The sequence below is a fragment of the Rhodococcus sp. ABRD24 genome (assembly GCF_004328705.1).
GTDB lineage: Bacteria > Actinomycetota > Actinomycetes > Mycobacteriales > Mycobacteriaceae > Prescottella.
Genome location: NZ_CP035319.1, coordinates 4,535,549 through 4,554,901 on the forward strand (window position 1 = coordinate 4,535,549; position 19,353 = coordinate 4,554,901).

The following is a 19,353-nucleotide window of genomic DNA, read 5'->3' on the forward strand; positions in this document are numbered from 1 at the left end:
ATGCTTGGCAAAGGAGACTGTTTCATACGCTTTCCCTCGTCGATGGAGTGCTCGTCGTGTGCGCCGTAGAAGTGGGCGTGACGAAGCGGATGGGCGGACCAGGACTTGTGGCTGCGAGGACGATCGATTCGGCGACTTGGTTCAACGTCGGCAGCGGGATGCCGGATTGGGCGGCTTCTGCCCGCCGATCGTCGGACGCGGGCCGATCCCGTAGGTCCATCAGTATCGCTGCGGGCGAGCCGTCGATCATGTCGCTGACGACCACGGTGCAGCGCAGTCCCAGCCGCTGGCAGCCGCTGACAACCAACTGCTCGCCGCGATTCTTCGACCGCGCGATGGGCTCGTACGACGCGAACTCGCCAGCGCGACTGTAGTTGTGGGCCTGAATGCTCGTCGGGAACACAACGCTGGCCTGAGGTGAGAGCAGTGGTGCGAGCGCCTCGAGGAGACTCAGTTGCGCATCGGCGTTGACCAGTTCGGCATAACCGGCGGGTGCATCGGACTCCATCCCGCCTGCGGCATTGAGGACCAGCACCGCGACAGAACCGGGGATCGCCGCTGCGAACCGCTCACGGTCGGCGTCAACGGTGATATCGGCGGCAATCGCTGTCACGTCAGCATCAGGTGTCTCGCTCACCGTCGATGCCCGCACCCGTGCAGCCCTCGCGGACTTGTCTCGGAAGCAGAACACGATGTCGTACCCGGCGGCTGCGAGCCGAGCGACAACGACGGATCCGACTCCGCGGGAGCCCCCGGTGACAACAGCGACAGGACGGGGCGCACCAGTCATGTCAGAACACCCCCGCCAGCCACGAGTGCGTGCGCCCGCAGGCGACGCCGAGCGCGAGCGCCACACCGGCGGCACCCGTCGCTACGTCATCGGACGCGCGTGCCGCGACCTGGCCGGGAACCACGAGACCGCCCTCATGGAGGCCTCGGCCGACGAACGATACGACGGAGTCCGTCTGGCAGTGGACGGCTGCTGTGACGCTCTGGGATTCGACCAGACCGGTGGTCGCGAGCTGCGCACTTGCCGCGAGCCCACCGGCGAGCCCGAAGTAGAGACCGGGCGCTACTCCGATGCGTGAGCACGAGCCCAGGTGCACCCGGCGGAGAGCAACAGGTTCGACTCCGGTGGCGATGTCGTTCAACTCGGCTGCCGCCAAGAGGAATCCCGCGTTGCCCCGGTCGAGATATCCGAGCACCCGGCTGGCGTCGTCGTAGTGCAGCAGCGCTCCTGATTCGTGGCCGACATAGGTCGACAGCTCAGCGGCAAGAAGGCGCCGGACCGCGTCCACGTACTCGGGCTTGGGCAGGATGCGATATGCACGGCCGAGCGCGAGTGCGACGCCGCTGGCGCCGTCGAGCAATCCCGCGACGGGGCGGCCCGAGCTGGCCAGCGATTGCGTTGCTCTTTCGTGGACCGCGTCGGCCAGTTTCTCGACCGTGCCGATGTCGAGACGACCGGGCCGTGCCGCGTACCGGGTGATGCACAGCGCGAGTGTTCCGGCGAGGCCTGATCGCAGTCGGAGTGGTGATCGCGCGAGGTCGACGCCGTCGAGGAGGAGATCGAGCAGGTCGTCGGCGAGGTCGTGTTTGCCGATGAGGTCCGCGACGACGATGTTCCCGGCCCAACCGTCGAGCAGGCCGTTGCCGAGTGAACCCATTGCGTCTCGACGAGAATCGATCCACTGGACATATGCGTCCTCGAGACCAGCCGGGAGAGCGCCGCATGCTGCGAGGGCGTAGACGGCACCTGGCGCCCCCCAACTGATCGACAACCTGGTGTGTTCTTCCTGCCCTGTCGGTGCGCACCGGAGCGGAAGGTCCTTGCCGAAGTCCAGTCGCGAGGCGAGGCTGGTGAGGAGCGTGTCCAGGACCTCCTCCGAGGCCGACGAGGGCCGGCAGACGGGCTGGCCGACACCCAACTGGATGCTGAGTTCCGTTGCCCAGTTTTCGTCGCGGTGGAAGATCCGCTGGGCGTGAGCAATCGATCTGCTCAGGGCCGATTGTTGATATCCGGCGGTCGCGACGACCGGGTTGTAGAGGTAGAGACGGGTGGCGGCGAGGCCGTGCGCGTCTATCTCGGTGCCGCGGGCTGCGGGATCGAAGAACCCGTCGGCCCCGACGAACCTCGGCCCGTCGGATACTCGTGAGGCTGCTTCGAGGTCGATGAGTACGAGCTCGCCGTCGTCGCCGACTACGACATTCGCGGGGTGCAGATCGCCGAGGACGAGGCCTTCCGCGTGAACGGCGGCCAGTAGTCGTTCGAGGCGCGCGATGAGATCCTCGACGTCTTCGGCATACGTATCGGCCGCGGCGCGGTCGATGGGTTGGGCAGGGTCGGACACGAAGAGCGCGGGACTGTGCGCGGCGGCCCACTCCTGCAGCGTCGAGCCGGGCGTGAAACCGTAGGCGAGGAAGTCGCTGTCGCCTTGTGTGAAGTACTCGATCACCGGTGCGACGCCACCTGTCCCTGCCAGCGAGTTCATGGCATCGCGTTGGCGCCGAAGCCTGTCCACAGCGGAGTCCATGGCGGCGTCGTACCCGGTGTGGTGCCGGGCCTCTTTGAGGACGACGTCCTGGCCGGTCGAGGTGTCGACGGCCTGGTAGACGCCACCTGTGTTCGAGAAGTGCAGAGCGCCAGTGACTTTGTAGATGTGCGGCGACATCGTGGCCGGCTTCGCAGGCTCGTCGGCGTCCGTGAGAACAGCGGGTAGGTCAACGCCCGGAGGTAGCTGCGGTGTGACGCCCCTCAGGTCTGGAACCAGACTTCCGTCCTGGTCGCGGATCGCGAGACATGGTTCTCCGGTCAGATCCCGGGTGTACCGCTTGATGAAGCTCCCGTACCGCAGATGAACGATCGAATGTCCGACGCGGTAGCTGCCGAGTACGCGGGGGCCAGGTACACCCTCGAACAGGCTGGTCAGCGCCGCTGCGGTGATGCTGGGATCCTCATCCGTGGGGTAGACGACGAACGTCTTCCCGCTGGCCTCCCTGGGCGCGTATTTGCCGTTGAGGGCCCAAACATATTCCAGTCGCGTCACCATCTTGAATGCGAGACCTGTGTCGACGCAGTAGTCGATCGCGCGTGCCACCGTGGCAGCAGCGACGGGTACCGCGGGCGCGAGATGGATTTTCCAGCCCTGCTCCGGCATCACGTGGTCGGGCGGTGTGACTACAGTCCATGGCCCCGACTCGCGGCGATCCCAACCCGCGGGGATGCCACCGAGTGCCACTGCACCTCTCGGCAAGGCGGGGGAGTGGACACCTGTTGCGAGGGACCATGATTCGAACGGCGCGAAGAATGTGCGGTCCGCCAGTGTCTGTAAGTAGTTCCTCATGCGACCACTGCGCCCAGTGGTGCGCCCAACCGAGCGTCAACTGCGGCAATCACATCCCAAAGCGGGGGTGCGACAGCGGCATCCGCCCCCGTGCTGGCGCTGGGACGCAGGACCGGTTCGATGACCATGAAGTTGGGGCGGGAGGACAACGCGTTGAGCGCCGCCGTGAGCGCAGGGTTGTTCTGGGCGCCGGGAGGAAGATTGGGTGCAACGACCACAAGGTTGTCGGTGCACTGCGCGGCGTTCAGGGCCGGCGTATCTCCGGCGAGAGCGTGGAGTTTGCTGACCGTGTTCAGTGAGGCCGGATACACGAGCATGGCGTCGTAGTCGGTGAGGGCTGTGTGCGGGGCCGGGCCGTCCGCTGTGATCACGGGGTCGTCCCAGGCGTCGATCGCGACCGCTCTTCCCGAGAGCGTCGCGAGGGCGGCGGGCGAGACGAATCCAGTGGCTGCCTGCGACAACACAATCCGAACATCGATGTCGGGACGCGTCGCACGCATCCAATTGACAGCCACGGGCAGGAAGCACGTGTTGAGTGTTCCTGTCGCAAACACCAGCAGCCTCATTCGATCGCCCTTCCCCTAGGGATTCGTCGCCAACTGCGGTGGTGCCCGAAACCGCCTGGCGGTTCCGGGCACCGGGTCCTACTAGCTGCTAGCAGCCGTTGCTCGAGAACGACGCGAGGCGCTCGCTGGTCGCCGAGTCCGACTCGATGGTCTGCAGAACGCTGGTGTCGGAAACATCGATCATGGTGAATCCCTTTCCGCTTGAGTGAATGTGGGCTGGATCACCCACAGCCCGAAGCGTAGGCATCGGCCCGATTCACGCAAGATGGGTAGAAAGGTGGACTACTCGCGGTTGATGCGCCTCGCGCGGACGAATCAGAGCTGCCCTCGCTTGGGGAGTCGACCCGCAGGGGCCCGAACAGCAGCAAGCCGCCAGTGATGATTTCGACGGGCATCACGGTGGCGCGGAGTTCATCCGCTCGGTCGGGGTCGGCAACTGCGCTGCCGGGTGTCACTGCCAGCGCAGTTGCCGCCGCGCACAGCCCCTTCGGCCAGGCGTGCATCCCGCGGGCAAACGCGTCCAGTTCGGATCTCGGCATTCCACCGACGGCAGACCACCTGCGAATCTGTGGACAATCGGCACGCTCTCAGCACCGGCATTTCCGCCGCCGGATGTGATGGTGAGGCCTGGACGTGACGCACATCGATGCGCGAAAGACGCTGCTGTTTCGGGTTCGTCGCTCTGTAGTCGCCTCGCCGGTGGGTGATCCCACAGTTTGCAGACACCCCTCGGTGTTGTGCGGCACGAAGATCCCCCAAAAGTTGGAGTCCGCAAGTCCATGCTGGACACCGCCCCGGCAGCTGTGAAAGTGCGCGATGGCCTCTGGCCTGCACGAACAGGCGATGAGGGCTGCGCCTTCCTTCAGGCGGCCGTGCCCACCAGCTGCGTTGGGTGCGCCACGATGCCCTCGGGCCACCCCAACTCCGTGCCCGTGGCCCCGAACCGTGGGAGGAAATGAACGATGTCCCCGACCTCAGCCTCACCCGGCGCGGCCACAGTCGCGAAGCACGCGCTCGACATCACCGACGCCGGAATACCGGATTCGTCGTTGCTCAGTGTGAGGGTGCGTCGGACCGGCACTGATCGACAGTCTCGCTCAGGAAACAAGCTGGCTTCCTGTTGTCGTGCCCCATCGGGCGTCTCTCCTCGGAGCTGAACTCCCTTGATGCACGCAAACTCCGGTTCCCCCCGACGCTGGGACAACCTTCGAGTACTCGCCGGCTTCGCTCGACCACACCTCTCAGCTCTCGTGCTCGGCCTGTTCCTGGCCTTGGGAGGTTCTGCGGCGACCCTGGCGACACCGATGGTCACCAAGTGGGTCCTCGACACCCTGGGAACCGACGCGTCGCTACGCGGCCCCACTCTCGTACTCGTCGCCCTACTTGCCGTTGGGGCGGTCTTCGGATGTGCCCAGTGGATCGTGCTCGGCACCGTGGCAGAGAAGGTCGTCTACGATGCCAGGACGTCACTCGTTGGTCGATTCTTCGCTGCCACCGTGCCTGGCGTTCAGCAACGCTCGGTGGGTGAACTCGTCACGCGGGTCACCTCCGACACGATCCTGTTGCGAGAAGCGGCCTCGTCAGCCGCGGTGAACATCGTCAACGCCGCGACACTGACGCTCGGCACGATCGTGCTGATGGGGGTGCTCGATCTCCCACTTCTCGGCGTCACCCTGGCCGCGATCGCCGTCACCGCGGCGCTCTTCGGCGTCCTCATGCCGCGTATCGCGGCCGCCGAGGCGCGAACGCAGGAATCGCTCGGCGGGTTGGGCAGCAAACTCGAAGGCGGCCTCCGCGCACTGCGGACCGTCAAAGTCTCGCGGGCGGAGAACCGTATCGGCGCCCAGATCACCGCGGATGCCTCCGATGCCAGACGGCATGCAGTGACCGCTGTCCGAGTATCTGCAATCGCGTGGACGGTGGCATGGACCGGCGTCCAAGGGTCGGTGATCGCCATCCTGGCCTTCGGAGCGTGGCGTGTCGCTGACGACGAGATGGCGGTCTCGACGCTCATTGCGTTTCTGCTCTACGCGATCACCCTGATGGGGCCGGTCGGTGAGCTGGCGCAGAACGTCACCGCTCTGCAGTCCGGGATCGCGGCGGCAACCCGGATTCGCCAGTTGGAGGACGTTCCCGTCGAACACGACGCTGTTGGAGCGGTGTCAGACCTGGCGGAACCCGATTCGAGTGTGATCGAGATGCAGAACGTGACCCTGCGCTATCCGGGAGCCTCCGTCGCAGCCGTGGCGGGTCTGACGTTGACGATCCCGGCACGCGGCCACACGGCGATCGTCGGACCGTCCGGCGCCGGAAAGACGACCGTTCTGTCGATGATCCTCCGCTTCGTCGAACCCGAAGACGGCCAGGTACTGCTCGGTGGAATCCCGTACCCGAGGTTGACCCACGGCGCCGTCCGCTCGCAGGTCGCCTACGTGGAGCAGGAGACTCCATTGCTGCCCGGAACGATCCGGGAGAACATCGTGTTCAGCAATCCGGACGCGTCGGAGACAGAGATATGGGATGCCCTCCGATTGCTTCACCTGAGCCAGGCGTTCGAGGCGCTGCCGGCCGGACTGGACACCCCGCTCACGGAGGCATCCCTGTCCGGAGGACAACGCCAACGCATCGCGATGGCGCGGGCAATACTCCGCCCAGCGCGCGTCCTTCTACTCGACGAGGCAACTGCTCAGGTCGACACCATTACCGAAGCGGCGATCGTCGACACGATCACCGAGCGAGCTCGTACCGGCGCAGTCGTCACCGTCGCGCACCGGCTGTCGACCGTGCGGAACGCTGACCGAATTGTGCTGATGGAAGAGGGCAGGATCCGCTGCATCGGCACTCACGACCAGTTGCTCGTGACCGACGAGCTGTACCGGGAAATGGTGCATGTCGGCAGACTCGAACGCGCCGTTCGTTGAGGCGCACTCAGAATCGCGCGGTCCCCCGATGATGGGATGCCGTCCGCATCGGCGGCCGATCGGGAGTCTGAGGTTCGAGCATGCGAGGGGGCCTGAGCGGATGAGTTCGGTCCTCAGACTCCGAAGTCCCGCTTGACCTGCACGGTGCGCCAGTGTTCGACGAAGAACGACAGGAATGGGACGGTGCCGGCGAGCAGTGTGCCGATCGTGCGGCCCGCGGGCCAGCGGACCTTCACCGCGAGGTCCATGGTGAGAATCAGGTACACGAAGTACACCCAGCCGTGCACGATCGCGATCCAGGTGGGCAGATTGTCGACGCTGAAGATGTACTTCGCCACCATCTCGGCGGTGAGCACGAGCAGCCAGATGCCGGTCGCGTAAGCGAGCACTCGGTAGCGCAGCAGCGCCGAGGCGATCTTCTTGTTGTCCCGACTGATCGGTGTCGAAGTGGTCTGTTCCTGGGCGGCGCTCACTTGTCTCTCCCATCGGGCTCGCGAGCGGAGAGCTCCGCGAGGTATTCGTTGTACTCGAGCATCTGCCGGGCCTCGGGGTCGTCGAGATCCTCGTCGGCGGTCGTCGTCTTCGGGCGTGGGGGAAGCAATCCCTCGGGCACATCGGTGGGTTCGGCCGCGGCCGAACTCCCTGCACTCCCTGCGGTGCTGTCGTCCGTGCTGCCGTCCTCGAGCTGGACGAATCGCCGGTACGCGTAGACGACGAATGCGGCGAACAGCGGCCACTGGAAGGCGTAGCCCAGGTTCTGTCCGTTGCCACCGACAGCTTCGAAGCGCGTCCACTGCCACCAGCCGAGCGCCAGGCAACCGACAGCTGCGACCAGCACCAGAGCGATCAGTGCGGGACGTCGAGTTCGACTGGACTTGGCCACATATCGACGGTACCTGAGGTGGGAGTAGTCCCCGAAGGTGCGCCGGGTGGTACCGATCACGAGTCGGCTCCCGGTGCCGCGCGCAGACTGGCGTGCCGCGCGAGCGATCGGGCGCGCCGGACGCGAGGATGCGCGCGGGAGGGCAGCGGACGTCGACCTGCGTTTCGTCCGTCGCAGATCGTCTGGCAGAATCAACGGCTGTTCGTCGCATCCGGTTACGTACCGCGCGACGGTCACAGGAGAGAGGCAAAACCGGACCGCCATCCTGGCGCGTCGCTGAATTGCACGTGACACGTGTGCACTGCTGTGCGCACTGAAGGAGATACACAGCACATGGCTGTCAAGATCAAGCTCACCCGCCTCGGCAAGATCCGCAATCCCCAGTACCGGATCATCATCGCCGACTCTCGCACCCGCCGTAACGGCCGCGCGATCGAGACCATCGGCAAGTACCACCCCAAGGAAGAGCCCTCGCTGATCGAGATCGATTCCGAGCGCGCTCAGTACTGGCTGGGTGTCGGCGCGCAGCCCACCGAGCCGGTCGAGAACCTGCTGAAGATCACCGGTGACTGGCAGAAGTTCAAGGGCCTGCCGGGCGCCGAGGGCACCCTCAAGACCAAGGAAGCCAAGCCGTCCAAGCTGGAGCTGTTCCAGGCTGCGCTGGCTCAGGCTGAGAACGAGCCGGTTGCCGAGGCCATCACGCCCAAGAAGAAGAAGGCCGCCAAGGAAGAGGCTGCAGCAACTGAGGCTGCAGATGCTTCGCAGGCTGGCGCCGAGTCCACCGAGGCTGCCGAGTAATGAGCGCCGTCGTCGCCGATGCCGTCGAGCATCTCGTCCGTGGGATCGTCGCCAACCCCGACGACGTTCGCGTCGAGCTGATCACCGGACGTCGGGGGCGCACCGTCGAGGTACATGTGCACCCCGACGATCTCGGTAAGGTGATCGGTCGCGGTGGTCGCACCGCGACCGCCCTGCGGACCCTGGTCTCCGGTATCGGTGGCCGCGGAATTCGCGTCGACGTCGTCGACACCGACCAGTAGGACGGCAGTGGAGCTCGTTGTAGGCCGCGTTGCCAAGGCACACGGCATCAAGGGAGAGCTGGTCGTCGAGGTTCGCACCGACGAACCCGACGAGCGGTTCGCCGTCGGTACCGAGTTGCGTGGACGCAAGCCGCGCGAGCAGAAGCTGCGCACGTACACGGTGGAAGCCGCCCGGGAGCATTCCGGGCGGCTTCTGCTGCGCCTGCACGGGATCGGCGATCGTGGCGCCGCCGACGAACTGCGCGGCACGATGTTCGTGATCGATACGGCGGAGCTGACGCCATCCGAGGATCCGGACGAGTTCTACGATCACGAGCTCGAGGGCCTGTCTGTGCGGATGGCCGCCGGCCGACCTGACGCAGGCACGCAAGTCGGCTCGGTGATCGAGGTCCTGCACTCTGCGGCAGGAGAGTTGCTTTCCATTCGCCCCGAGGGGCAGACGTCCGGTGAACTTCTGGTCCCGTTCGTGGCCGCGATCGTGACGTCGGTGTCGATCGCCGACCGTGTGATCGAGATCGACCCGCCGGAGGGGCTGCTCGATCCCGAATTCGGCGACAGCCGAAACGAGGAGTGACCGAACCGCCGTGCGTCTCGACGTAGTCACGATCTTTCCCGAGTACCTCGAGCCGTTGCATGCGGCACTGCTCGGCAAGGCCATCGACAAGGGGCTCATCTCCGTCGGCGTCCACGATCTCCGGCGCTGGACCCACGACGTGCACAAGGCCGTCGACGACTCCCCATACGGCGGCGGGCCGGGCATGGTCATGAGACCGACGGTGTGGGGCGACGCACTCGACGAGGTGCTCACCGACGAGCACGGTGAGCTCGATTCCGAGGCGCTGCTCGTCGTTCCGACCCCAGCCGGTGTGCCCTTCACACAGGCAACCGCGCACCGCTGGGCCGAGGAGAAGCACCTCGTGTTCGCGTGCGGACGGTACGAGGGCATCGACCAGCGCGTGTTCGACGACGCTGCGCGGCGGGTGCGCGTCGAGGAGGTCTCGATCGGCGACTACGTCCTCATCGGCGGCGAGGCCGCAGTCCTCGTCATGGTCGAGGCCGTCGTCCGGCTGCTGCCCGGCGTGCTCGGCAATCAGCAGTCGCACCAAGAGGATTCGTTCTCCGACGGCCTGCTGGAGGGGCCCAGCTACACGCGTCCGGTCAGCTGGCGCGGACTCGACGTCCCGCCCGTTCTGCTGTCCGGCGATCACGCCAAGGTTGCGGCTTGGCGTCGCGAGCAGGCGCTGGCACGGACCACGGAGCGGCGACCGGACCTGCTCGGCTGATCCCTTGACCCCCCCATGGTCCCGCGAGTAGGCATGAACTCGAGGTGACACGCGATGACGGATGTCGACTATTGCGTCGTGGGGGCAGGATTTGCGGGGTTGAGCGCGGCGCTCCGCCTCAAACAGTCGGGCCGGTCGGTGGCCCTGCTCGAGGCGCGTGACCGGCTCGGCGGGCGTACCTTCACCGAGACCCGCGACGACGGAGTCTGGATCGATCGCGGCGGCGCCTGGGTGGGGCCCGGGCAGGACCGTATCTACGCGTTGATGGACGAGTTCGGGATCCCGACCTACCAGCAGTACACCGACGGTGACGCGATGATGGTGGTCGACGGCAAGCAGTACCGCTATCGGGGCACGATCCCGATGACGATGAGCACCTGGGCCGTGGCGAATCTGGGCGCGGTGTTCCTCGAACTCGGAGAGTTGTGCAAGACGATCCCGCTCGATGCCCCGTGGGAGGCGAAGCGGGCCGCCGAGTGGGATCGCATCAGCCTCGCGAAGTGGCTGGACGACAATGTCGTGTCGAGGCCGGCCCGTGAGCTGCTCGAGATGGCCATCGCGGGATGCTACACATCTGCAGCGTCGGAGGTCTCGTTCCTGTTCGTGCTCTATCAGATGGCGTCCGGTGGCGGTCCCGGATTTGTGCTCGGGGTCGAGGGCGCGGCGCAGGACGCCCGTCCGGTGGGCGGTATGGGAGCGATCTATCGGGCGATGGCCGCCGAACTGGGTCGCTCGATCCATCTGTCGCAGCCGGTCCGGAGTATCGAGCAGGACGACGATGGGGTGACGTTGCGGACCGCGCAACTGAAGGTGCGGGCGCGCCGTGCCGTCGTCGCCGTCCCGATCGCGATCGCGAGCCAGATCCACTACGAACCGATGCTCCCCGTCGATCGGTCGCTTCTGCACCAGCGGATGCCCAGCGGCTCGATCCTCAAGATCGCCGCCCTCTACGACGAGCCGTTCTGGCGGGCCGACGGTCTCTCGGGCCAATCGGCGGCGCCGGGATCGCCGGCGATGGTCACGATCGACGCCGGTACCGATGTGCCGGCCCCCGGTGTCATGTGCATCATCGTCGAGGGGCCGCCGGCCCGGGCACTTGCTTCGATGGCCGACGGCGATCGTCGCGCGGCCGTCGTCGGTGCGCTCGCCGAACGATTCGGGAAGCGGGCCGCGGCGCCGATCGACTATGTCGAGCAGAACTGGACCACTGAGGAGTATTCGGGCGGCGGCATGCTCAGCCATGCGCCGACCGGGGTGCTCACCGAGTTCGGTAGCGCATTGCGCGAGCCTTGTGGGCGGATTCACTGGGCTGGCACCGAAACGTCGTCGGTGATGTGCGGGTGGATCGACGGGGCGGTCCGGTCGGGGGAGCGTGCCGCGCGCGAGGTGGTCGCGGCCGATCACTTCGTGGGAGCCGGCGCCGTCGCAGACAGGCGATGAACAGGCTCACGGCCGACGCCGGCGGCCGGCTAGCGGTAGGGTCGATCGCCGTGACGACTGCTCTGAAATCCGTGAACCAGCGCATCGCCGAAGAGCTCGACGTACGGGAGGGTCAGGTCGCCGCGGCCGTCGACCTCCTGGACGGCGGCGCGACGGTTCCGTTCATTGCCCGCTACCGCAAGGAAGTGACGGGCACCCTCGACGACGCCCAGCTGCGTCAACTCGAGGAGCGGCTGCGGTACCTGCGAGAGCTCGACGAGCGTCGACTGGCGGTGCTCGAGTCGATCCGTTCCCAGGACAAGCTCGATACTCAGCTCGAACAGCAGATCATGCTCGCCGACACCAAGGCTCGCCTCGAGGACATCTACCTGCCGTTCAAGCCGAAGCGGCGTACCAAGGCGCAGATCGCCCGCGAGGCCGGTCACGAACCCGTGGCCGACGCGCTGTTGACCGATCCGATGCAGGACCCTGCGCAGTACGATGCCGAGCAACTCGAGGGCGCCCGGGCGATCCTCGTCGAGCGGTTCGCCGAGGACGCCGATCTGGTCGGGGAGCTGCGTGAACTGATGTGGAGCCGCGGCCAGGTGGAGTCCACGGTCCGCAAGGGCAAAGAGACCGAGGGCGCGAAGTTCGCGGACTACTTCGAGTTCTCCGAGCCGTTCGAGAAGCTGCCCTCGCACCGCATCCTCGCCATGTTCCGAGGCGAGAAGGAGGAGGTTCTCTCGCTGACGCTCGCGCCGGATCGGGAACCGCTAGAACCGGGTGAGACGAGCGTCTACGAGGGCCGGATCGCGCATCGCTTCGACATCGCCGATCGCGGTCGTCCGGCCGATCGCTGGCTACTCGACACCGTGCGCTGGGCGTGGAAGACGAAGATGCTGATCACCCTGGGGATCGACACCCGGATGCGGTTGCGGCAGTCGGCGGAGAAGGACGCCGTCGACGTGTTCGCGGCCAACCTCAAGGACCTGCTGCTCGCGGCCCCGGCCGGTACCCGCGCCACGATGGGTCTTGATCCGGGCTTCCGCACCGGCACCAAGGTGGCTGTCGTGGACGCGACCGGCAAGGTGGTCGCGCACGACACCATCTACCCGCACAAGCCGCAGGCCAAGTGGGACCAGTCGCTCGCGACGTTGGCGGCTCTCGCAGCCAAGCACAAGGTCGAACTGATCGCGATCGGCAATGGCACTGCCTCGCGTGAAACGGATTCGCTTGCAACCGAGCTCATCTCGAAGTTCCCGGAGGCGGGACTGACGAAGATCGTGGTCTCCGAGGCGGGCGCGTCGGTGTACTCGGCGTCGGCGTACGGCTCGCAGGAGCTGCCCGATCTGGACGTGTCGATCCGCGGTGCCGTATCGATCGCGCGGCGCCTGCAGGATCCCCTGGCCGAACTGGTCAAGATCGATCCGAAGTCGATCGGCGTCGGCCAGTACCAGCACGATGTTTCCGAGACGATGCTCGCGCGCTCGTTGGGTGCTGTCGTCGAGGATGCGGTGAATGCCGTGGGCGTGGACGTCAATACGGCGTCGGTACCACTGTTGGCGCGTGTGTCAGGCATCTCCGGTTCGCTCGCCGACAGCATCGTCGCGCACCGCGACCAGAACGGCCCGTTCCGCAGCCGTAAGGGTCTCAAGGACGTGCCGCGGCTTGGGCCGAAGGCGTTCGAACAGTGCGCTGGATTCCTGCGCATCCAAGGTGGCGACGATCCGCTCGACGCGTCCAGCGTGCATCCGGAGGCGTACCCGGTGGTGCGCCGGATCGTCGGATCGTCGGGTTCCGATGTCCGTGAGCTGATCGGCAACACCGCGGTGCTGCGGAAACTGAATCCCGCAGATTTCGCCGATGAGCGCTTCGGACTGCCGACGGTCACCGACATCATTGCCGAGCTCGACAAACCGGGGCGGGACCCGCGGCCGGAGTTCAAGACCGCGACGTTCGCCGCCGGGATCGAGAAGGTCGCCGACCTGGTGCCGGGTATGACGCTCGAGGGGGTGGTGACGAATGTGGCGGCATTCGGTGCGTTCGTCGACATCGGCGTCCATCAGGACGGGCTCGTGCACGTCTCGGCCCTGTCGCACAACTTCGTCAAGGATCCGCGTGAGGTCGTCAAATCCGGTGACGTCGTCAAGGTCAAGGTGCTCGAGGTCGATGTAGAGCGCCAGCGCATCGGGCTGACGCTGCGTCTGGACGATGAGGTCGGTGGTGGCCGTGCTCAGGACACCCGCGGGCGCGGATCCCGCCAGCGCGGTCAGGGCAATGCAGGTCAGGGTAATGCAGGTCAGGGTCAGCGCGGTCAGGGTCAGCGCGGCCAGGGGCAGGGTCGGGACAGACGATCCGAGCAGACGCCGGCCGGTGGATCGATGGCCGATGCGCTTCGAAAGGCCGGGTTCGGCAGGTAATCGAGGGCCGACTGGGTCGGCGCAGCTGCGTCCTCGAGCCCTGGACACTCCGGGTGTCCGGGGCTCGAGGACGGACGGTAGCGACGGCCGTCGTGGTGGGACGGCGCTACCCGAACACAACCCGGGGCGGTGAATCGCCGGAGATCGCTCCGGCTTTCGCGGTGCCCGCCCAGGTGGAATGCTCGTGAACCATGCAGCCGATCGCGTCCGCGCACACTGCCTCGTCCCGCGCGCCCAAGAACATGATGTGGGTCCCGGGCGGGACGTTCTGGATGGGGTCGGAGGACTTCTACCCGGAGGAGCGTCCGGTCCACCAGGTGACCGTCGACGGCTTCTGGATGGACACCCATCAGGTGACGGTCGCCGAGTTCAGGCGCTTCGTGAAGGCCACCGGCCACGTCACCACCGCCGAGATCGCACCCGATCCGGCTGACTACCCCGACGCTGACCTCGCGTTGCTCGTTCCCGGTTCGCTGGTATTCACCCCGCCAGCCCATCCGGTCTCGCTCGACGACTACCAGCAGTGGTGGTCGTGGGTTCCGGGCGCGGACTGGCGTCATCCGGAAGGCCCCGACAGCAATGTCGGCGGCCGCGAGCGGCACCCCGTCACACACGTCTCGTACACCGACGCGCTCGCATACGCGGGATGGGCCGGCAAGGAACTGGCAACCGAGGCCGAGTGGGAGTTCGCCGGGCGTGGGGGACTGGACCGTAAGACCTATGCGTGGGGCGACGAGTTCACTCCGGGCGGCAAACATCAAGCCAACACCTGGCAGGGGCAGTTTCCGTGGCAGAACCTGCTGGAGGACGGTTTTTCCGGGACCTCTCCGGTCGGCAGCTTCCGCCCCAACGGCTACGGGCTCGAGGACATGGCAGGCAACGTGTGGGAATGGACGACCGACTTCCACACCCCCGACCACAGTGCGTCGGGCAAGGACGTCGCACCGGCGTCGTCGTGCTGTATTCCGCGCAATCCGCGGGTGGAGGTCGGGGAGGCGCGGGACGGCGAGGCCTACCCGCGCCGGGTGATCAAGGGCGGTTCGCACCTGTGCGCACCCAACTACTGCCTGCGTTATCGTCCGGCCGCGCGCCAGGGGGAGACGGAAGAGACCTCCACCTGCCACATAGGTTTCCGCTGCGTCGTCCGGGTTGGAGCACGTCCGGATGCGTGATTGGCTCGACAGGGAGATCATTGCCAACGGGCGCCTGCCACTGCTGTTCTTTCTGATCGGGTTCTTCGTGGCGTTCGTGTTCATCCGTATCAGCGTGCGGATGATCCGCGCGAAGGTGCGCTGGTGGCCCGGCAACATCACGCCCGGCGGCCAGCACGTGCACCACGTCGTGTTCGGTGTCGTGATGATGTTCGCATCGGGGGTGGGGCTGATCGCGGTGTACGAACACGCGACGCAGACCACCGGTGCGCTGCTGGCCACATGCTTCGGAATCGGTGCGGCCCTCGTCCTCGACGAGTTCGCGCTGATCTTCTACCTCAGGGACGTGTACTGGTCCGATCAGGGGCGCGCATCGGTGGATGCGGTGTTCGTGGCGTTTGCCGTCACGGGGTTGTTGCTGCTCGGCTTTCAGCCGCTCGAACTGATGGACATCACGGAGTTCCGGGAGAATTCGCACTTCGCGGTGCGGGCTGCGATCGTCGCGCTCGCCATCGCCAATCTCGGATTGGCAGCGATCGTCATCGCCAAGGGCAAGATCTGGACAGGGCTGGTCGGTTTGTTCGTGTTGCCGCTCCTGCTCGTCGGTGCGATCCGGCTCAGTCGTCCCGGCGCGCCGTGGGCGCGGTGGCGGTATGTCGCCAAGCCGCGGAAGATGAAACGCTCGATCGAGCGGGAGAAGCGCTACCGTCGGCCGATGATCCGGGCGAAGATCTATGTCCAGGACCTCGTCGCCGGTAAACCGAGCGTCGAGCATGCGCTGACCGCGACGGAGGAGGAGCTCGAGCGCACGGTGCAGGCCGCGCCGGCACCGATTTCCGCGCGTGGTGCGGCATCTGGCACAATGGTCAGGTTGCCTGGCGAAGGCGACTCAACCTGATCTGAGCACGAACCAGTCGAGCTGCGGCCGCTCGGTTCCTCTGCTCCTGCGAAAAACGCAAGGATGGAACGACCGATGAACACCTTGGATTTCCTGGACGCCAAGTCCCTCCGAAACGATATTCCGGAGTTCCGCGCCGGTGACACCCTGAACGTGCACGTCAAGGTCATCGAGGGCTCGAAGGAGCGCGTGCAGATCTTCAAGGGCGTCGTGATCCGTCGCCAGGGCGGTGGCATCCGCGAGACCTTCACCGTCCGTAAGGTCTCGTTCGGCGTCGGCGTCGAGCGCACCTTCCCGGTTCACAGCCCCAACCTGGCTCAGGTCGAGGTCGTCACCCGCGGCGATGTCCGTCGCGCGAAGCTGTACTACCTGCGCGACCTGCGCGGCAAGGCTGCGAAGATCAAGGAAAAGCGCTGAGCTCGAGCTCCGCTGAGCTATTTCTGAGCTTCTCTGATTGGCCCGGCACCGCATTCGTGCGGTGTCGGGCTAATCTGTCTCAGTGGCAGATGCACCGCAGGACCCGGCCGTGACGTCGGAAGGCCCCAATGCCGGAGACGATGCCGGAAAGAGTAGGGGCAAGAAATCCCGATCGTTCTGGCGTGAGATCCCGATCCTCATACTCGTAGCGCTGGTCCTGAGCTTTCTGCTGCAGACGTTCATCGCTCGGGTCTATCTGATCCCCTCGGAATCGATGGAGCCCACCCTCCACGGCTGCCCGGGATGTACCGGTGACCGCATCGTGGTCGAGAAGATCAGCTATCGCTTCGGTGATCCGGAGCCCGGCGACGTCGTGGTCTTCCGTGGACCGGCATCGTGGTCGGAGAACTGGGATTCGACTCGATCCTCCAATGTCGTCATTCGTGGCTTCCAGGAAGTCGGTTCCCTCGTCGGACTCGTTCCACCGGACGAGAACGACCTTGTCAAACGCGTCATCGCGACCGGCGGCCAGACGGTCGAGTGCTGCGACGATCAGGGACGGATCCTGGTCGACGGCAAGCCGCTCGACGAACCGTACGTGACGATGGACTTCCCGTTCGTTCCCGGCGCGCAGACCTGTGACACCGCGGTCAGGTCGGGGCGCTGCTTCGGTCCGGTCACCGTGCCGGAGGGCAACCTGTGGGTCATGGGCGACAACCGCAGCAACTCGTCGGATTCGCGATTCCACGTATCCGACGAACTTCAGGGCACCGTCCCGGTCGACAACGTGATCGGCAAGGCGACGTTCATCGTGTTGCCGCCGTCGCGCTGGGGCACAATCTCGTCCCCCGACATCCAGCAGCAGTGAGTACCTGGCCACCGAGAACCGTCATTCGCAGGGCCGCCGGCCTGCGGACCATGGAGTCGGCATTGGTCCGCTGTGGGCTGGGGCCGGTCGCCGGCGTCGACGAGGCCGGGCGCGGCGCTTGTGCTGGACCGCTGGTGGTAGCCGCGTGCGTCCTCGGGCCCAAGCCTCATACGGCGCTCGCCGGCCTCGACGATTCGAAGAAGCTGACGGAGCGGGCCCGCGATGAGCTGTACCCGGTGATTCGCCGGCTCGCGCTGGCCTGGAGCGTGGTGGAGATTTCTGCCGCCGAGGTCGATCGAATCGGCGTCCATGTAGCGAACATCGAGGGCATGCGCCGCGCCGTAGCCAGGCTTTCGGTGGCTCCGGGATACGTTCTCACCGATGGATTCCGGGTGCCCGGGCTTCCGGCGCCGTCGCTGCCTGTGATCGGTGGGGACGCCGCCGCAGCCTGCATCGCCGCGGCGAGCATCCTTGCGAAGGTCAGCCGCGACCGGACGATGGTGAAGATGGACCATGAGTTTCCCGGCTACGGGTTCGCGGGGCACAAGGGGTACAGCACGGCCGCGCACACTGCGGCGCTGAGCGAACTCGGGCCGAGTCGCGAACACCGGATGTCCTACGCGAACGTGGCCGCCGCGGCCCGCGCGTACGAAGTGGCGGCGGGCCGTGGATTCGATGCCGCGGCCGTCGGTGCGCGATGATGAACGTTCACAACAACGCAGGAGGACGTCGAGGCCGATGAGTGCCGAGGATCTCGAGAAGTACGAAACCGAGATGGAACTGTCTCTCTACCGCGAGTACCGGGACATCGTCGGTCAGTTCGCGTATGTCGTGGAGACCGAGCGGCGGTTCTATCTCGCGAACTCCGTGGAGTTGCTGCCGCACAGTGCGGACGGCGAGATCTACTTCGAGGTGCGGATGTCCGACGCCTGGGTGTGGGACATGTACCGCCCGGCCCGGTTCGTGAAGTACGTGCGGGTCATCACCTTCAAGGACGTCAACATCGAGGAGTTGGAGAAGTCCGACTTGCGGCTGCCGGACAACGGTCTGGGCTAGCGATCCCCCCGTCGTCGCCGGTTCCGGCAGTGGGGTGGTCGAACTGTCGAACGGGACCGGCCGAGTGATCTGAGCCAGGGATTACGACGGTGCGGTGCCCTTTTGGCCGGTGCTGCTCGGCAGCAGTCCCAGGCGGTCCAGCAGACGGGTCATGACTGCTCGTTGTGCATCGTCGGGTACCAGATCCCGCAGGGGCATCGTGCCGTTCGCGCCGGTGAGCATGTCGGCCTGCCACATCTCGAGGAGCCCTGATTCGCTCAGGACGATTCGAACGGACGATTCCAACGCCTCTGCCACGGAGTCGATCTCTGCCGCTATCAGTTCCGGATCCTGGTCGAGCACGGCAGCGAAGCGCCGGTACAGCCGTACGATCTCCCGCCTCGATTGCGGATCGGTGAGCAGCAGGGCCGTGGAATCGAAGAACTCTTCGGGTGCCGAACCGGAGATGGCCACCAGTTCCCATGCGTCGCGCTCGCGTTCGAACTCTCGCCGCACCGCGGGGTCGGCTTCGCCGGTGATGAGATCGGTGAACGCGAGCGCCAGCTGTGGTGGCAGCGGCGACATCGGACGGCCCGCTCGGTGCGTTTCGAGCATCTGTCGCAATCGCGCGCTCCGCGCCGCCAGGGTGCGCCGCTCGGCTTCGACGGTGTCGATCAGCGAGACCAGGTCCGCCTCGAGGTCGTCAGCGGCGGCGTCGTCGGACGCGGCGGTCAGGATCGAAGAGACCGACCCCAGCGGGACGCCGGCCCTGGCCAACCAGCGCACTCGCATCAACCGCACCAGATCGGCGAGTTCGTACTCGCGGTAGCCGTTGGTCAAGCGTCGAGGCTCGTCGAGTAGCCCGAGCCGGTGATAGTGGCGGATGGTGCGAGGAGTGGTGCCAGCTGCCTGAGCGAGATCGCTGATGCGCATGAGTCCAGGATCGACTATGACGCAACGTCATAGTCAAGTTCGGGTCCCGACAGGGTTGGGACACACTGCCCGATCCTGAACTCGCTCGACCCGTTGTCCACAGCTCCTTGCTCATCCACAGGGCAATCTGTCCCCCCACGTCAGCCGACCGCCGGTGTCGGTCGGCGCGGGCACA

The 19,353-nt window shown here is 66.1% G+C and carries 20 protein-coding genes; 13 read left to right on the plus strand and 7 right to left on the minus strand.

Annotated features, from left to right (window positions below):
* Positions 1-22: 22 nt before the first annotated feature.
* The 4 genes from ERC79_RS20250 to ERC79_RS20265 form a co-directional block, all read right to left on the minus strand.
* Positions 23-790 carry an SDR family NAD(P)-dependent oxidoreductase gene (locus ERC79_RS20250; protein WP_131580166.1) on the minus strand — a complete coding sequence of 256 codons (768 nt, stop codon included), beginning with the start codon at positions 788-790 and terminating at the stop codon, positions 23-25.
* A gap of 1 nt (position 791) precedes the next feature.
* Complete coding sequence (locus ERC79_RS20255) at positions 792-3,254, minus strand: phosphotransferase (RefSeq protein WP_207390370.1); 2,463 nt, start codon at positions 3,252-3,254, stop codon at positions 792-794.
* Between the two features lie 86 nt (positions 3,255-3,340).
* Positions 3,341-3,910 (minus strand): flavoprotein, encoded by a 570-nt coding sequence (locus tag ERC79_RS20260; RefSeq protein ID WP_131580168.1) that lies wholly within the window; start codon positions 3,908-3,910, stop codon positions 3,341-3,343.
* An 862-nt stretch (positions 3,911-4,772) separates the two neighbouring features.
* The gene (locus ERC79_RS20265) at positions 4,773-4,991 is read right to left on the minus strand and encodes a hypothetical protein (RefSeq protein ID WP_131580169.1); all 219 of its coding nucleotides are present in this window, start codon (positions 4,989-4,991) and stop codon (positions 4,773-4,775) included.
* An 85-nt stretch (positions 4,992-5,076) separates the two neighbouring features.
* On the opposite strand from ERC79_RS20265, the gene ERC79_RS20270 reads away from it, so the two are divergent.
* On the plus strand, positions 5,077-6,831 hold the full coding sequence (locus ERC79_RS20270; protein ID WP_131580170.1) for an ABC transporter ATP-binding protein: 1,755 nt from the start codon (positions 5,077-5,079) through the stop codon (positions 6,829-6,831).
* A 113-nt stretch (positions 6,832-6,944) separates the two neighbouring features.
* Here ERC79_RS20270 and ERC79_RS20275 read toward each other — a convergent pair whose 3' ends face one another.
* Both ERC79_RS20275 and ERC79_RS20280 read right to left on the minus strand, forming a co-directional pair.
* Positions 6,945-7,304, minus strand: a complete 360-nt coding sequence (locus ERC79_RS20275) for a DUF3817 domain-containing protein (protein ID WP_131580171.1) — start codon at positions 7,302-7,304, stop codon at positions 6,945-6,947.
* Positions 7,301-7,714: a transcriptional regulator gene (locus ERC79_RS20280; RefSeq protein WP_131581382.1), complete on the minus strand. Its 414-nt coding sequence runs from the start codon at positions 7,712-7,714 to the stop codon at positions 7,301-7,303. Before ERC79_RS20280 ends, ERC79_RS20275 begins: the two co-directional genes overlap by 4 nt.
* Before the next feature lie 333 nt (positions 7,715-8,047).
* On the opposite strand from ERC79_RS20280, the gene rpsP reads away from it, so the two are divergent.
* From rpsP to ERC79_RS20340, 12 genes are all read left to right on the plus strand, one after another.
* A complete protein-coding gene (gene rpsP / locus ERC79_RS20285; RefSeq protein WP_131580172.1) occupies positions 8,048-8,512 on the plus strand; it encodes a 30S ribosomal protein S16 in 465 nt (154 codons plus the stop codon).
* Positions 8,512-8,754, plus strand: coding sequence for an RNA-binding protein (locus ERC79_RS20290; protein WP_003939023.1), 243 nt, complete (start codon positions 8,512-8,514; stop codon positions 8,752-8,754). Before rpsP ends, ERC79_RS20290 begins: the two co-directional genes overlap by 1 nt.
* A gap of 7 nt (positions 8,755-8,761) precedes the next feature.
* Positions 8,762-9,328, plus strand: coding sequence for a ribosome maturation factor RimM (rimM, locus tag ERC79_RS20295; protein ID WP_131580173.1), 567 nt, complete (start codon positions 8,762-8,764; stop codon positions 9,326-9,328).
* A 10-nt stretch (positions 9,329-9,338) separates the two neighbouring features.
* The gene (gene trmD / locus ERC79_RS20300; protein WP_131580174.1) at positions 9,339-10,037 is read left to right on the plus strand and encodes a tRNA (guanosine(37)-N1)-methyltransferase TrmD; all 699 of its coding nucleotides are present in this window, start codon (positions 9,339-9,341) and stop codon (positions 10,035-10,037) included.
* A gap of 54 nt (positions 10,038-10,091) precedes the next feature.
* Positions 10,092-11,477 (plus strand): FAD-dependent oxidoreductase, encoded by a 1,386-nt coding sequence (locus ERC79_RS20305; RefSeq protein ID WP_131580175.1) that lies wholly within the window; start codon positions 10,092-10,094, stop codon positions 11,475-11,477.
* A 50-nt stretch (positions 11,478-11,527) separates the two neighbouring features.
* Positions 11,528-13,876, plus strand: coding sequence for a Tex family protein (locus tag ERC79_RS20310; RefSeq protein ID WP_242676658.1), 2,349 nt, complete (start codon positions 11,528-11,530; stop codon positions 13,874-13,876).
* A gap of 191 nt (positions 13,877-14,067) precedes the next feature.
* Positions 14,068-15,048, plus strand: a complete 981-nt coding sequence (locus ERC79_RS20315) for a formylglycine-generating enzyme family protein (RefSeq protein ID WP_131580177.1) — start codon at positions 14,068-14,070, stop codon at positions 15,046-15,048.
* Positions 15,041-15,925, plus strand: coding sequence for a hypothetical protein (locus tag ERC79_RS20320; protein WP_131580178.1), 885 nt, complete (start codon positions 15,041-15,043; stop codon positions 15,923-15,925). Before ERC79_RS20315 ends, ERC79_RS20320 begins: the two co-directional genes overlap by 8 nt.
* A gap of 75 nt (positions 15,926-16,000) precedes the next feature.
* Complete coding sequence (gene rplS / locus ERC79_RS20325; protein ID WP_131580179.1) at positions 16,001-16,342, plus strand: 50S ribosomal protein L19; 342 nt, start codon at positions 16,001-16,003, stop codon at positions 16,340-16,342.
* Positions 16,343-16,451: 109 nt separating this feature from the next.
* On the plus strand, positions 16,452-17,210 hold the full coding sequence (gene lepB, locus ERC79_RS20330; RefSeq protein ID WP_242676914.1) for a signal peptidase I: 759 nt from the start codon (positions 16,452-16,454) through the stop codon (positions 17,208-17,210).
* Positions 17,207-17,911, plus strand: coding sequence for a ribonuclease HII (locus tag ERC79_RS20335; protein WP_131580181.1), 705 nt, complete (start codon positions 17,207-17,209; stop codon positions 17,909-17,911). The genes lepB and ERC79_RS20335 overlap by 4 nt, the downstream gene beginning before the upstream one ends.
* 37 nt (positions 17,912-17,948) lie before the next feature.
* Complete coding sequence (locus ERC79_RS20340) at positions 17,949-18,266, plus strand: DUF2469 domain-containing protein (protein ID WP_131580182.1); 318 nt, start codon at positions 17,949-17,951, stop codon at positions 18,264-18,266.
* 81 nt (positions 18,267-18,347) lie between these two features.
* On the opposite strand, the gene ERC79_RS20345 is transcribed toward ERC79_RS20340, so the two are convergent.
* Positions 18,348-19,178, minus strand: coding sequence for a MerR family transcriptional regulator (locus ERC79_RS20345; protein WP_131580183.1), 831 nt, complete (start codon positions 19,176-19,178; stop codon positions 18,348-18,350).
* Between the last annotated feature and the right edge of the window lie 175 nt (positions 19,179-19,353).